Here is a 15,148-nt window from a genome sequence, read left to right as displayed (position 1 = left end):
CTAAACTAAAGATTCTAGTATGGACGGTTTCATTTCATGAATTCCTTCAAAAGGAATCACGCACAGATTTTCCGGGAAAAGTTCTTTTAATTTGATCTTCTCATTCTGTACTCGCTCTTCATCTAAATATGAATCTCTGGTACCATAGATCATAGAGATCTTCGCTTCTTTTAGATGTAAAAAGTCTTTAGGTTCTAATTCTTTTGGAAGTCCGCCAGAGCATAGGATCAATTGGCTAGGACTAATTCCTTTTCTGGCTACCCATCTTGTGGCTACAGAAACCCCTTGAGAATAACCCAGAACAATAAGATTTGTTACAGATTCTAGATCTTCTGCCTGAAACACTTCATCTAAATAATTCATAGCATTTTCTACTTCCTGCTGGGTGTTATTCTTGGTAAACCAGGAAGCGCCGACATGTGTGTACTTGCCATTCAGATAGTACTTGGAAGCTGCTTGTGGAGCGATTATATAATTTTCTTCAGAATTTAATCCTTTAAAATATTTCAGAAAGTATTTAGAGAGATATCCTATTCCATGAAAAACCACCCATACATTCTTTGTGTATTGAGTCTTTTCATTTAAGGTGCAATAGGAATTGGTGATTTTATAAGAAACCTGTTTTTGGGTTGGATTCATCCTTTTTGGTTTTGTATTTTTACAAAGTAAAACATTCTATATGGATAATATACAGAAAGAGGAAATCCTCGAAAATTGTCGTCAAATGTTCAAGAATACCTTAATGGAAACTTTGGATATTGAGATTATCGATATTACAGAAGATTATGTGCTGGGTAAAATGCCAGTTACGCCAAAAGTGCACCAACCAGATGGTGTTTTACATGGAGGTGCTTCTGTAGCCTTTGCGGAAACAATTGGAAGCATGGCTTCATTTTTATTAAATAATTCTACAGAATTTGTAATTCGTGGAATAGAGATCTCTGCGAATCATATAAAAAGTATTCGGGAAGGTTGGGTTTTCGCAAAAGCATCTGCCATACATAAAGGTAGAACAACTCAACTTTGGGAAATTAAGATCACAGATGAAGCGGATAATCTCATCTCTTTGGTAAAGCTTACCACACTTTCATTACCTAAAAATAGTTAATGAACGTTTCAGATTTTTTCCAATTACTAGAACAAACTCTAGAAGAAGGAAAAGCGATGGTGAGTTATAGACTTCCGGGAAAAGAGTCTGTACAGCTTTTATCGCAAACTAGAAGTGGATCCTTTAGAATTAAGGATTTTGCTGAAAGCGGATTCATCTTTTCGCCTTTTAAAAACACTGAAAATCCACTCTTTATTCCTGAAAAAGAAAGTATTAAAACTGTTTTAGCTTTTTTTAATAGTACAAATGCAGATTTAGATTCTACAGAAAAAACTGCAACAGATTTTAATGCTAAAGCGAAATCAGATCATATAAATTTAGTTAGGATAGGTGTTGAAACTATAAAAAAAACCGAATTAAAGAAAGTGGTGCTTTCCAGAAAAGAACTTCAAAAAGTAAGTATTTCTGCTTCTGAAATCTTTCAGAATCTCCTCTCATTATATCCAAATGCGTTCGTTTATATATGGAGTCATCCGGAAACAGGAGTTTGGATTGGGGCAACTCCAGAAACCTTATTAAAAACTGAACGAACAAAGTTTAGTACTATGGCACTTGCGGGAACGAGAAAACTTCAGAATTTTTCTGAAAATGATTGGACCCAGAAAGAAATAGTAGAACAGCAAATCGTAACCGATTCTATAGTTTTTAAATTAAAAGAATTAGGACATACTGATGAGACATTAAAAGTTTCAGAAACCTACACCAGTGAGGCCGGGAGTTTACTTCATTTAAGAACAGATATTTCGGGTACTGTCAAAAATAATACTACTGAAATAGGAGCGATTATAAAAGCCTTGCATCCAACTCCTGCAATTTGCGGATTACCAACAAAGGCTGCTTATAAATTTATAAATGATCATGAAAACTATGATCGGGAGTTTTATACAGGTTATTTAGGCTTATTAAATATGACTACTGCGATCAAGCGAAGCAGTAGAACCCGAAATCAGGAAAATCAGGCGTATTCCAGTATTAGAAAAGACTCATCCATATTTGTAAATTTGCGTTGCTTGAAATTCAATGATGGAGAAGTCGAGATATATGTTGGTGGTGGAATTACAAAAGATTCAGATCCTACTTCAGAATGGGAAGAAACCGTAAATAAGACTCGTACTATTAAAGCGGCGTTATAAACAGGTAATTTGAAAGAATAGTAGTTAAAAATTGTAATTTTGGATTCAATAGACTGTCAAGATATTTCTTTTAAAGTCTGAAATGCTTGACTCATTTTTAAACAGAACTTGTGAAATACTCCAAAATACCGGTTGCACAGTCGATAGTTGCATTGTGTGTTGCAAAGAACATAAAACATGTTGTGATCTCTCCGGGCTCACGAAATGCTCCCTTGACTATTGGTTTTACCAATCATCCGGAAATTAAAGCTTACAGTATTGTAGATGAACGTTGTGCTGCATTTTTTGCTTTGGGCATCGCTCAGCAAATAAAACAACCTGTAGCGGTAGTATGTACTTCAGGATCTGCCTTACTAAATTATTATCCCGCAATTGCAGAAGCTTATTATAGTGATATTCCTTTGGTAGTGATCTCTGCAGACAGGCCTATAGAACGCATCGACATTGGGGATGGACAAACCATTAGACAAAAGAATGTTTTTGAAAATCATATTTTATATTCAGCAAACTTATATTCTGAGTTGGTATTAGAAAATATGGCTTCAGACAAAAAGTTGCTTCAGAAGCAATTTGAAAGTCGTAGGCATAATGAACGAGAAATCAACCTAGCATTGAACAGTGCTCTAGAGAATAATGGACCAGTACACATAAATGTACCATTTTATGAGCCGTTATATTCCGTAGAAGAAAATAAGATCACAGATCCAGTTCAAATTCTGCCAGACCTTAGTCAGCGAGAATATTCTAAAGTGGAGCTGCAGCCCTATCTAGATCTTTGGAATACCGCGAAGCGAAAAATGATCATTGTAGGAGTGATGGCACCAGATAGTGTAGAACAACAATACCTGGATCTTTTAGCTGAAGACCCTACCGTAATTATCTTAACGGAAACTACTTCTAATGTAGATCATGCTGAATTCTTTACCAGAATAGACACCTTGATTGGCCCCATAGAGAAGTCTGCAGATGCTAATGAGCAATTTGAAGCATTACAGCCAGATATTCTATTGACCTTTGGAGGAATGATCGTTTCTAAAAAGATAAAATCATTCTTAAGAAATTTTCAGCCAAAACAGCACTGGCATATAGATCCAAAAAAGGCTTATAACACCTTCTTCTGTTTAAATAAACATTTTGAAACTTCAGTGAATTCATTTTTTCAGAAGTTCTTGCCAGAAACCACTTCAGTAAAAAGTGATTATGCAGTGCATTGGAAAAAGATAAATGAACAACGAAAACAGCGTCATGATATTTACGTGAATAAGATCCCTTATTCGGATTTTAAGGCTATGCAATCTATAGTTTCGGCGATTCCTAAGCATTATAATTTGCAGCTAGGAAATAGTTCTACCGTGCGCTATGCACAACTTTTTAATTGGGATGCCTCGCAATTTATATTTTGTAATCGCGGCACCAGCGGAATAGATGGAAGCGTTTCTACCGCTGTGGGTGCAGCCCTGGTAAAGAAAGAACCTACCTTGCTTATTTGTGGAGATCTTAGTTTTATATATGACAGCAATGGTCTTTGGAACAATCATATTCCTGTAAATTTCAGAATTATTGTAATTAACAATTCCGGCGGAGGGATTTTTAGAATTCTCCCTGGGAATAAGAATACCGAAAATTTTGATACTTATTTTGAAACAATACACGATCTTAATGCGAAAGCCCTTTGTGAAATGTACAGTTTTGAATATGCCCGTGCCCAGGATTCAAACCAAGTGAATGCTGAATTGAAAGAATTCTTTAATCCTTCAGAAAAACCAAAATTATTGGAAATTATGACTCCAAGATCACTGAATGATGAGGTATTGTTGGAATATTTCGACTTTATTAAATCTTAATTCACTGGAATTGTAGCTCAAAATTCAACAATTTGAGAGTTGAAATAAGTTAGATTTAAAGGCCTTTTATAAAGCAATAGGATTTTGAGTTTCCCCATAAAATATAAAGTATCTTTGCATTTTAAATTTCAGTTATGCTTAATATAGGACAATACCATACATTAATAATAGATCGTGATACCGAACCTGGATTATTTTTAACCGGGTCTGGAGATGATGAGGTATTATTACCAAATAAATACAAACCGGAATCTTTTAATATTGGAGACGAAATAGACGTTTTTGTTTATTTAGACCATTCTGAACGTCCGGTGGCAACTACACTACGTCCTTATGTAAAATTGGATGAGTTTGCTTATTTGAAATGTGTAGAGGTATCTGATATTGGGGCATTTTTAGACTGGGGATTAGAAAAACATCTTTTTGTTCCTTACCGTGAAATGGCATCTAAGATGCGTAAAGACAGTTGGTATCTAGTTTTCTGTTATTTAGATGAAGATACAGATAGGCTTGTCGCGTCCAGCAAGACCAATGCTTTCATGGACAATTCAGAGATCACAGTAGAACCTTATGAAGAAGTAGACATCATAGTGGTAAATCCTACTGATCTTGGCGTAAATGTGATTGTAAATGAATTACACCAAGGACTAATATATAAGGATGATATATTTCAGGATCTAAATCCTGGAGATCGTTTAAAAGCATGGATCAAGAAAACCAGACCAGACGGTAAATTGGATGTGACGCTACAACGTCCTGGATATAGAAGTATCGAGCCTAATGCACAAAGCATTTTAAATGAGATCTCTTTGAAAGGCGGGCATTTAAAACTTACAGATAAATCTGATCCTACCGAAATTCAACGTGTTTTGCAAATGAGTAAGAAGAGCTTTAAAAAGGCTATCGGAACACTTTATAAGCAGCGAATGATCGAAATTAAAGATGACGGAATCTATCTAAAGGAAGACTCTTAATAATATCTTCTGTAAAAAGGAGAGTATCTACTATAATAAATAGGTCTTGTAGTTTCTGAAGCATCTTTATAAACCGTATTTCGTGTTCCAGTTCTTGGCAAAGAAGGATTGAAATTCTGGTTGAAGTATCTGGCATCAGTTTCTCTTGGATTCGCAGAGAAGCTAACTGAAGCCTTCTTTTGAGAGAGCTGCACAGGTGGAGAAAGTTCTACATAACTGTTAGATCTCATTTGTTCTTCTTCCCGCATTATTTCAGAAATATTTACCTGAATAGGTTGGTCTTTAACATCAAAATTTACGGTTCGTATCTTAAATTTTCCGACATATGGATTTTCTGGAGCAAGTATAGATAAGGAAGGTATTATCTCTGTGCGTTGTATTATAAAATCATCAGGCGAATTTAATACAGGGATCTCCTGTGCAACGCCATAAGTTGAAGAAATCAATAATAATACAAGCAGCCCTAAGAATTTCATCATTTTCATTTAATTCCTCATAGAGGGTTTGATTACTGTGGCTTGCTTGATTTTTTTTAAGTATTTCCAATATAACTCGTAAGCTTGCCACGAAGTTATTGATCTTAAAGGTATCAAGAATTGTGCAATTACTATGTTTTGAAATGATTTCTTTAGACATTAATTTAAACCGCTTAAAAATTTTAATTTTTAGTTCTATAATAGCTAAATAATTCTAATTTTGAATTTCAAAAAAAACTAAATTATGAAAAACACTTTTTACGCAGTCGTATTTTTATTGGTAGGATTCTCAGGCTTTGCACAAGAATCAGATTCAGAATACAAAGCTAAAGCCGTTCAATTGATTGAAATTAATTCTGGAGCAACTTTCGATGTAATGCTTAAGCCTTTAGCAGGTATGGTTGCTGAAGAAAACCGTGATGCTTTTAAAGCGGAAGTTAAAGAAAGTATGAAAGGCCTATTTGATAAACTTGCTGTAGTTTACATGGAGAGTTTCACTGAAGCTGAATTAGATGAAATTCTTGCATTTTATGCAACTCCTGTTGGACAAAAAATGACTGCAGAATTACCTGTAATTACTGAAAAGTCTATGCAAATTGGTCAACAATGGGGTATGCAATTACAACCATTAATGGCTAAATATTCAAAATAAATTTTTAGAAGAACATTAAAAGAGACAGCCTAAAAAGTTGAAATCGTCATCCTGAATTTATTTCAGGATCTTTACAATCCAGTAATTCGGATTATTTGGAAGCTGAAACAAGTTCAGCTTGACGTGGACAGTACTTTCTAGGCTGTAATTTTTTGCCGTATTTTAAATAATGCTTAATCGGTATACCTGTCCCGAGATGCACATTAGTTTGAATTATTTCTTTTATTTAATAAAAGATCCTGAAACGATTCCGAAAGCTTTCGGAATAGGATGACAAATAATTTTAAACGAATTCTTCTTTGTCTAATATTATGTACAGTTTTGTAAAAACTCTATTTTTATAAAAAATTAGAAAGATGAGCAAGATAGAATGGAAGCCTGCTAAAACATACGAGGACATAACCTACAAAAAAGCGAATGGTGTAGCCAGAATCGCTTTTAATAGACCAGATATACGCAATGCGTTCAGGCCAAAAACAACAAGTGAATTATATGATGCATTTTATGATGCACAAGAAGATACCTCAATTGGAGTGGTTTTACTTTCTGCAGAAGGACCTTCCTCTAAAGATGGAGTGTATTCTTTTTGTAGTGGAGGAGATCAAAAAGCAAGAGGGCATCAAGGTTATGTGGGAGAAGATGGAATGCATCGACTTAACATTCTTGAAGTTCAACGTTTAATTCGATTTATGCCAAAAGTAGTGATCGCAGTAGTTCCAGGTTGGGCAGTAGGAGGAGGGCATAGCTTACACGTAGTGTGCGATATGACTCTTGCCAGTAAAGAACATGCAATTTTTAAACAAACAGATGCAGATGTAACTAGTTTCGATGGTGGTTATGGGTCAGCTTACCTAGCAAAAATGGTAGGCCAAAAACGCGCCAGAGAGATCTTCTTCTTAGGAAGGGATTATTCTGCTCAACAGGCTTTTGAAATGGGAATGGTAAACGCTGTAGTTCCGCATGCAGATCTTGAAAATACTGCTTACGAATGGGCTCAGGAAATCTTAGCGAAATCTCCAACTTCTATTAAAATGTTGAAATTTGCAATGAACCTTACCGATGATGGTATGGTTGGGCAGCAAGTCTTTGCTGGAGAAGCTACCAGACTTGCTTATATGACAGAGGAAGCAAAGGAAGGAAGAGACGCATTCCTGGAAAAGCGCAAGCCTAACTTTGTCAAGAAATGGCTTCCGTAATGGAAAATTTCACCAATAGATCAATTGATATTGCTTCACTTCCTCAATTTGAAGAAGTTTCTTTTGAACCGATTTCAAAGGCTTATCTCATAAAAGCCAGTCTTCAAAATCTGGTTTTTTTCTGCCTGGCGGTGATTGGTTGGGTGGTTTTATTTTATTTCGAAATAATTCAGTTTCAATTAAACATACTCCTTATAGGGATCGTTTTATATTTTGGTTTCAAATTTTGGAACATTTTCCAGCTACAGAAGAATTATGGATTTGTGCTCAGGCAAAAGGATATTTTGTACAGGAGGGGCTATTTGGTAAATAAAACTACGGTTGTTCCCTTTAATAGAATTCAGCACGCCTCAATTTCCCGGGATGTTCTGGATAAGATGCTTAAGATCTCAAGCCTTAAAATTTTTACTGCTGGCGGTAGCGGCAGTGATATTATAATTCCCGGATTGGCCCCAGATCTAGCACTCCGGTTAAAAGAGGCTTTGGCCGCAAAGCTCACTGCAAATGAATTCTAATTTGTTTGGAGTTCCGCAAAGGCAATCTGAAATTGGGATCCTTCTAATTTTTCTCACCAGAATTTTTAATTTATTAAAAGGGTTTTGGGCAATTATCGTATATTTTTTATTCACCGGACCAAGTGTGGAAAGCCTAGTTTACATAGTGACAGGTTCGGGAGTGATTTCAGTTCTGGTTCTAATATACAGCTATGTGTATTATCGCAGATTCCTTTTTCATATAGATTATGAAAATCAGGAATTTGTGCTCCAGGAAGGAGTCTTCAATACAGAAGATATTGCGATCCCTTTTGATAGAATTCAGCAGGTATATATTAAACGCTCCATTCTGCAGCGCCTTCTGAATGTTAACAGTTTTGTAATTGAAACAGCTGGAAGCAAGAAGGAGGAAATTAGCATTAAGGCTATTTCCAACGAAAATGCAAACCAGCTTTTGGCTATTCTAATAAAGGTAAAGGACAAATATTCCGAAGAAATAACCAATACAGAAACTACCGGAGAAACACCTAACAAGCAATTCTGGACTCACGAATTGAGTTTTTTAACTTTACTAAAAATAGGAATAAGCACTAATTATTTGCGGGGATTGATATTGATTGTCGCATTTTTCTCTACTATCTACAATGAAGTAAGAACAGTATCTGAGGAACATTCTGAAACCATTCAGGAATATTTAAACGAATTGCCCGGTCCTATGGAATCGGTTTCCATTTTCTTGTTCATTGCTGTCATTGTGCTCTTCCTGAGTGTTTTAATAACTGTCGCTGAAGTTTTTATAAAATATTTCAACTTAAAATTAACTCAAACTAAGGAGAGTCTTGAATTGGAAATGGGCCTAAAAACCAATACGAAAATTTCTTTACAGCCAAGGCGTGTGCAATTATTGCAGGTGATCACAAATCCTGTCCAAAAATGGCTGAATTTATATGAAGTTCGTATTTCACTTGCAAACAGTGAAGATGAACTTCAGAAAAGTAAAATTAAAATTCCTGGTCTGGATCAAGCTACAGTTGCGAAGGTGAATTCATTCCTGTATACAGACCAGCTCAGCGGTTTTGAGGAAACCTTTGTGCCGGATAGGATCTTGCTGATGAGACACTTAATTATTGCGCTGATTCCTGCCCTGGTAAGTTATTTTGTAGTGTTTTTTGTGGATGCTTTATCTTTTTCATCCTGGCTTTTGCTGGTCGGCTTATATACCGTAATTGCTGTAATCTGGCAGATTTTGATGTTCAGATCCTTAAGCTTGATTATTTCTGAAGATTTTATTTATAAAAAATCAGGGGTCTGGAATAAAACAGAAAAGCGTTTTGAGATCTACAAAACTCAATCCATAAGTATATTTCAGCCTTTGTGGTATAAAAAAAGGAACTTGGTTAATATTATTTTTCATACTGCTGGGGGAGATATTTCATTTAGAGCTGTAAGCAAGAATATCCTCCCGTATATAAATTATATGTTTTATAAAATTGAATCAAATTCACGAAGTTGGATGTAGGCTTGGGGTTATTTCTTGGTACAATTTTATTTTTAAGTAGTCATCAAATTCAATTTGGAAATTTAAACTATGCTTCTATTTATTAGACAGCTTGAGGAATTATGTTTCTAATTATTTATATCCGTCTTCTTACCAAGCTTGTTTTCAAATAAATGTCATATCGAGCGCAGTCGAGATGTTATTTTTAGACCCTTCGACTCCGCTTAGGGGTACAAAAACGGGAAAACTCTTAAGAATTAAAAAGCCCCGTTCTAATTTATAGAACGGGGCTTTTTATAAGTATGATTTTTTGAAGTCTATCTCAGCTTTGGAAACTTAGAAGGATTCGCTTCGTTCATGATCTCATAAACTTTTTCATAAATATCTTCCGTAGAAGGTTTAGAGAAATAATCGCCATCGGTTCCGTAAGCAGGTCTATGTTCTTTAGCAGTTAAAGTTTGCGGCTTGCTATCCAAGTGTATATATGCATTCTGATTCTCAAGAATTTCCTGCATAATGTAGGCAGAAGCTCCACCAGGAACATCTTCATCTATAACTAAAAGCCTGTTGGTTTTAGCCACACTTTTTACAATGTCCTTATTTAGATCGAAAGGTAAAAGCGATTGAACATCAATCACTTCAGCATTTATTCCAACCAATTCTAATTCTTTCGCGGCTTCTTCCACCAATCTTAAGGTAGAGCCATAAGAAACCAAGGTGATATCTTTTCCTTCTTTGATTGTTTCTACAACGCCTAACGGAGTTCTAAACTCGCCAAAATTGTTTGGTAGTTTCTCTTTAAGTCTGTATCCGTTTAAGCATTCTACTACCAATGCAGGTTCATCTGCTTCTAATAAAGTATTGTAAAACCCAGCAGCTTTGGTCATGTTTCTAGGCACCAAAACATGAATACCTCTTAATAAATGTACTAATGCTCCCATTGGGGATCCACTATGCCAGATTCCTTCTAATCTATGACCTCTGGTTCTAACAATTAGCGGTGCTTTTTGTTTTCCTTTAGTTCTATATTGAACAGTTGCAAGATCATCGCTCATTATTTGCAAGGCATAGAGAATATAATCTAAATATTGAATTTCAGCAATTGGACGTAAGCCTCTCATAGCCATTCCTAAACCTTGGCCTAAGATAGTTGCTTCACGAATTCCAACATCTGCAACCCTTAGCTCTCCATATTTTTCCTGAAGTCCTTCCAGACCCTGATTAACATCTCCAATGGCTCCACTATCTTCTCCAAAGATCAGTGTCTCAGGTTTATTAGCGAAGATCTTATCGAAGTTATCTCTTAAAATAATTCTGGCATCTACATCTTTAGCATCCTCATCATAGGTTGCTTCAACTTCCTGAATAGAAAGTGCATTATTTGCAGAGTCACTATATAGATGACTGCTATATTCTGGTTGAGAAGTAGAAGTATAAGTTTCAATCCATTCTATTAGATCAGATTTCGCAGTATTTTCTAAACCGATCATATATCGTAAACTCTTTCTAGCAACTACCAGAAGATCTTTTTTGAGAGGATCTTTTATTTCGGAAAGTTCTTTTATCAAAGATTCGATAGCATCCTTATTTTCACTGTGAGAAGCTGCATTTTCTAGAAAAGGCAGCAGGTCTGAAAATTTATCTTTCACGGGTTGGCTATAAGCAGTCCAAGCCGCTTTTTTCCCGTCCCTTACCTGTTTTTTAATGTCCTTATCTATATTATCTAATTCTTCTTCAGTAGAAAAATTATTCTCAAGAACCCATTCTTTAAACTTTACATTACAATCGAACTCTCTTTCCCAAGCCAATCTATCTTCATCTTTATAACGCTCGTGAGAACCGGATGTAGAGTGACCTTGTGGTTGCGTAAGTTCGTTTACATGAATAAGAACAGGGGAGTGGGTAGTTCTTGCTATTTTTGAAGCTCTGTCATAAGCTTCTACAAGCGCTACATAATTCCAGCCATTCACTACAATAATTTCGTATCCTTTTTTCTCTTCATCTCTTTGGAAACCTTTAAGGATCTCTGAGATGTTCTCTTTAGTAGTTTGATGTTTGGCGTGAACAGATATTCCATATTCATCATCCCAAACACTCATTACCATTGGTACTTGTAAAACTCCGGCTGCATTTATAGTTTCCCAAAAATGACCTTCACTGGTACTTGCATTTCCTATGGTTCCCCAAGCTATTTCATTTCCGTTATCCGAAAATTTTTCGGCATCTATTCCTTCAACATTTCTATATATTTTTGAAGCTTGAGCCAATCCAAGAAGTCTTGGCATCTGCCCAGCAGTAGGAGAGATATCTGCACTGGAATTCTTTTGTTGCATTAAGTTTTTCCAGCTTCCATCTACTTCCAAACTGTGTGTTGCAAAATGTCCTCCCATTTGTCTACCTGCAGACATTGGCTCGTCCTCAATATTGGTATTTCCATACAATCCTGCAAAGAACTGCTCTATATTAAGTTCGCCAATAGCCATCATAAAGGTTTGATCTCTATAATAACCAGAGCGGAAATCTCCATTTTTGAAAACTTTAGCCATTGCAAGCTGCGGAATCTCCTTTCCATCCCCAAAGATCCCGAATTTTGCTTTTCCTGTTAAAACTTCCCTTCTTCCCAATAGACTACATTCTCTACTAGTAACAGCAATTTTATAATCTTCTAAAACCTGAGTTTTAAAATCTTCGAAGGATATAGATTCTTTGGATTGTGTTTCGCTTTGCATGAAATAAAGTTTGAATTGTTACAAATATAGCTAAAACTAGGGGTAAAAACAATTCAATGAAATTGGCATAATTAATATAAAAATGCAGAAAATATTGAATTAGTTAAACTATTGATAATTATTAAGTTGTAATTAAAGATTAATTATGAATCTAATAATCTGTGTTCTATTTGTTCTTTAAAATATAATTGAAATTATTTTTTCAATTATTGCCTTAGTACCATTCTCTTGTAAATAATCTTATAAGAGTATTTATATCTAAAGTTACAATAAACCTTATTTTTTGGTCATAATCTTTTTGACCTATTTCCCAACCAAGATTAGAATAAACGGGTAAGAAAACCTCAAAATAATCGGCTACAAAACTCATTCGAATTCCCGAGTCATAAACAAATTTCGGTTTAAAACCTTCATTTTTCACAAGACCAACATCACCGTAAGCATAGATCCATTTCCAAAGATTTGTACTAGCGTTGGCAGTAGTGATCCATTGGTTTGCAAATTCTGGTTCTAACTGAGATTTAAAACCTCCTTCTGCAACAATTATTTGCTGACTGAATAATCCGCTATCTTGACTTCTTCCGTAGTAGTTATAATCAAATAAATAATCTGAAGGTCTATCTAATGCGAAACTAAAGTAGTCGTTATCTGTTTCATCATTAAATAAAAAGGTTCCTGCAAAGAATCTAAGATTTAATTGCTGATTGTTTTTAAATAATTTTCTGTATTCCAAAGTTAAAGAAACCTTGCTGAAATTTTTGGCTATCTGATAATCTACACCTCCTCTAAAATAATCTATTAGGTTGGTGTCGCTAAAATTATAACTCAAATTAACCACATTATATTTAGGTTGCTCTACCGGATCAAGAGGATCTATATCTTGTTTTACATTAACATTTCTAAAAGTTAATGATTGCCGCTGATTATCTCTTAGGTATGAATTTCTAAAATAAAGCCCCACAAAAGGAGTGAATTTTTCGTAAAACAAGTTGTAGCCATAAGAAAAACGATTTCCTCCAAACCCAAATTTCATGGCAAATAGGTTTTCATCATCTAGATAGTTCGTATAATTTGCTGAAACAGATCCAACGATTGTCTGGCTTGTAAAACCATATTTTGGAGAAACCTTCCATTCAAAATTTTTATCCAAAAATGTTTTGTTATACAGTTTAGGACCAATAGAAATCCCATCATATAGGTTATAATTAAATTCTGGCATAAAGAAGAATTGGTTATATCTAGGATCTTCAATGTCCTGAAACAATCTAAATTGTACCGGTTTATTAAGCAGGGTAGTTACCCTTCTATAATTATTTCTTTGATTAACTTCTGGGACAACTCCTTCGTAATTTAATGCAAGTCTATCTATACTATCTTTTGGAATGGTCACTTGCTTACTTTCTTGGATATTTCCTACCCAAGTTTTATAAACAACTTTTCCATCATTCAGGCCATAAAGAGAAATAGGCATATTATTATCTCTCTTATTTTTAATGGTGACCCTTAAAGAATCTGGGGTTTTCTTTAGCTTGCTTATTTTAAAGTCTATCTTTTCATTAGTCCGAACATAATCTTGCTTAAACCAGGAAATATCTTTTTCTGTGTTCTTTTGAAGAATATTAAGGAAATCCTCCTCGCTAGATGGTTTTAGAACATAATTTTTATAGTATTCTGAAATCGATTTTTTTACGGTATTAGATTGAAGATATTCATCCAGGTATTTTAATCCTGCTCCAGCCTTGTATGCATTACCAATATTCTTGTTGAATTTTACCAGAGAATCTTGAGCTGTAGATAATGACTGATCTATATTCTTCCTAGCCATATGTAAATACATAAATGGATATTGATCATTGAATTCAAGATCTGAAGCGTGAAACCATTCAATAATAAGAAAATCACTTAAACTCCCTAGCAGTTTCGTGTTAGGATAATATTCGTCTACATAATCCATCATTAGCGAGACCACCAATGCATCATAGACCCATTGTTCATTTCTAGGGTTCACAAGGATGGTATTCTTTACAAATTGATTGGTTATGGTTTTTAACTGCTTAATGTCATATTGAAAACCATCAGGAAAAGGTCTTAAAAAACTTGGAAGTTGGTTGAGACCATAAACAGGGTTATTTAAATATTCATCCCTAGTAACCATTAGAGAACTTTGAGGATATTCTCCTAGTCTAATTTCCAAGAACTTCATAATTCTGGAGAGAAGCGTGGCTTTAATCTCCTTACTTAAACCTTCATCATCTAAATTTGAAATAATTTCTGTTTTATTGGCTTGTATAGATTCAAACCTGTAGGATTTGGTTAAGTATAGTTGAGAAGAGACACTATTTTTTCCAGATAAATAGGTGGTCTTATAGAGGTCTTCTGTTACTAATCTGTCTGTTTTTAATGGAGATGCAATATATAAGTATGGCCGGGTAGACAGCTTAATTGAAATGTTTACAGGAGGAGTATATTGATTTCCTAAGTTTTTATCACTGTATATTTGCCATCCCTTTTTGTAAACTGCAGGAGTTACATACCAATAATTTAATTTGAAGTTTCCTTCATCATCATAACCATACCTGGTGAATTTATCTGAAGGTACTTTTACAGAGTATAAGAGATTTATTATTTGTTTTTCTCCAGGCAATAAAGGCTTGTCTAGATCTATTCTTATAATATCTGCTGCATCAACTGGCCTTTCCCAATTATAAGGCATCAGGTTTGCATTAGACACACTGTACATTCTAGTGTTTCCGCGTTCTTCTGTCTTAGCAAAATGAAACCTTCTTATATAATCTTCAGCAAAACGTTTTGCCAAAGGAGTAGACTTATCCTTATAACTATTGGCCCAATCATTTAAATAAATTGAAATTAAGGTGTCTGGACTAGAGTTCTCATATTCAATTTTATGTTGAATATTAAAAGTATGGGTAGAATCATTCAAAACCGCAATAATATCCATATTGGTTTGCCCAAAACTAAAATGAGTTATGCACAAACCAATAATAAAAAAGGAAATTAATTTAATTTTCAAGGGTCAAAATAAA

12 protein-coding genes are annotated in these 15,148 nt (G+C 34.8%); 8 read left to right on the top strand and 4 right to left on the bottom strand.

Features of this window, described 5'->3' with window-relative positions:
• A complete protein-coding gene (locus ES724_RS05565) occupies window positions 1-639 on the bottom strand; it encodes an alpha/beta hydrolase (RefSeq protein WP_146930704.1) in 639 nt (212 codons plus the stop codon).
• A gap of 85 nt (window positions 640-724) precedes the next feature.
• On the opposite strand from ES724_RS05565, the gene ES724_RS05560 reads away from it, so the two are divergent.
• From ES724_RS05560 to ES724_RS05545, 4 genes are all read left to right on the top strand, one after another.
• The gene (locus ES724_RS05560) at window positions 725-1,108 is read left to right on the top strand and encodes a hotdog fold thioesterase (RefSeq protein ID WP_146930701.1); all 384 of its coding nucleotides are present in this window, start codon (window positions 725-727) and stop codon (window positions 1,106-1,108) included.
• Window positions 1,108-2,241 carry a chorismate-binding protein gene (locus ES724_RS05555; protein WP_146930698.1) on the top strand — a complete coding sequence of 378 codons (1,134 nt, stop codon included), beginning with the start codon at window positions 1,108-1,110 and terminating at the stop codon, window positions 2,239-2,241. Before ES724_RS05560 ends, ES724_RS05555 begins: the two co-directional genes overlap by 1 nt.
• A 110-nt stretch (window positions 2,242-2,351) precedes the next feature.
• Window positions 2,352-4,085 carry a 2-succinyl-5-enolpyruvyl-6-hydroxy-3-cyclohexene-1-carboxylic-acid synthase gene (menD, locus tag ES724_RS05550; protein WP_146930695.1) on the top strand — a complete coding sequence of 578 codons (1,734 nt, stop codon included), beginning with the start codon at window positions 2,352-2,354 and terminating at the stop codon, window positions 4,083-4,085.
• Window positions 4,086-4,219: 134 nt separating this feature from the next.
• Entirely contained in the window at window positions 4,220-5,059 is an 840-nt protein-coding gene (locus ES724_RS05545; RefSeq protein WP_146930692.1) for a CvfB family protein, read from the top strand.
• On the opposite strand, the gene ES724_RS05540 is transcribed toward ES724_RS05545, so the two are convergent.
• The gene (locus tag ES724_RS05540) at window positions 5,056-5,538 is read right to left on the bottom strand and encodes a hypothetical protein (protein WP_146930689.1); all 483 of its coding nucleotides are present in this window, start codon (window positions 5,536-5,538) and stop codon (window positions 5,056-5,058) included. The genes ES724_RS05545 and ES724_RS05540 overlap by 4 nt on opposite strands.
• A gap of 241 nt (window positions 5,539-5,779) precedes the next feature.
• Between ES724_RS05540 and ES724_RS05535 the strand changes: the two genes are divergently transcribed.
• The 4 genes from ES724_RS05535 (at window position 5,780) to ES724_RS05520 (ending at window position 9,396) form a co-directional block, all read left to right on the top strand.
• Entirely contained in the window at window positions 5,780-6,187 is a 408-nt protein-coding gene (locus ES724_RS05535) for a DUF2059 domain-containing protein (protein WP_146930686.1), read from the top strand.
• 356 nt (window positions 6,188-6,543) lie between these two features.
• A complete protein-coding gene (locus ES724_RS05530) occupies window positions 6,544-7,383 on the top strand; it encodes a 1,4-dihydroxy-2-naphthoyl-CoA synthase (protein ID WP_026838035.1) in 840 nt (279 codons plus the stop codon).
• Entirely contained in the window at window positions 7,383-7,898 is a 516-nt protein-coding gene (locus tag ES724_RS05525) for a PH domain-containing protein (RefSeq protein ID WP_170249851.1), read from the top strand. The genes ES724_RS05530 and ES724_RS05525 overlap by 1 nt, the downstream gene beginning before the upstream one ends.
• Complete coding sequence (locus ES724_RS05520; protein ID WP_146930681.1) at window positions 7,888-9,396, top strand: PH domain-containing protein; 1,509 nt, start codon at window positions 7,888-7,890, stop codon at window positions 9,394-9,396. The genes ES724_RS05525 and ES724_RS05520 overlap by 11 nt, the downstream gene beginning before the upstream one ends.
• A gap of 296 nt (window positions 9,397-9,692) precedes the next feature.
• Here the strand turns inward: ES724_RS05520 and ES724_RS05515 are convergent, their stop codons facing one another.
• Complete coding sequence (locus ES724_RS05515) at window positions 9,693-12,104, bottom strand: alpha-ketoacid dehydrogenase subunit alpha/beta (RefSeq protein WP_146930678.1); 2,412 nt, start codon at window positions 12,102-12,104, stop codon at window positions 9,693-9,695.
• A gap of 214 nt (window positions 12,105-12,318) precedes the next feature.
• Entirely contained in the window at window positions 12,319-15,135 is a 2,817-nt protein-coding gene (locus tag ES724_RS05510) for a gluzincin family metallopeptidase (protein ID WP_146930675.1), read from the bottom strand.
• Between the last annotated feature and the right edge of the window lie 13 nt (window positions 15,136-15,148).

The organism is Gillisia hiemivivida (assembly GCF_007997295.1).
GTDB lineage: Bacteria > Bacteroidota > Bacteroidia > Flavobacteriales > Flavobacteriaceae > Gillisia > Gillisia hiemivivida.
This window is presented reverse-complemented; position numbering and strand designations above follow the sequence as displayed.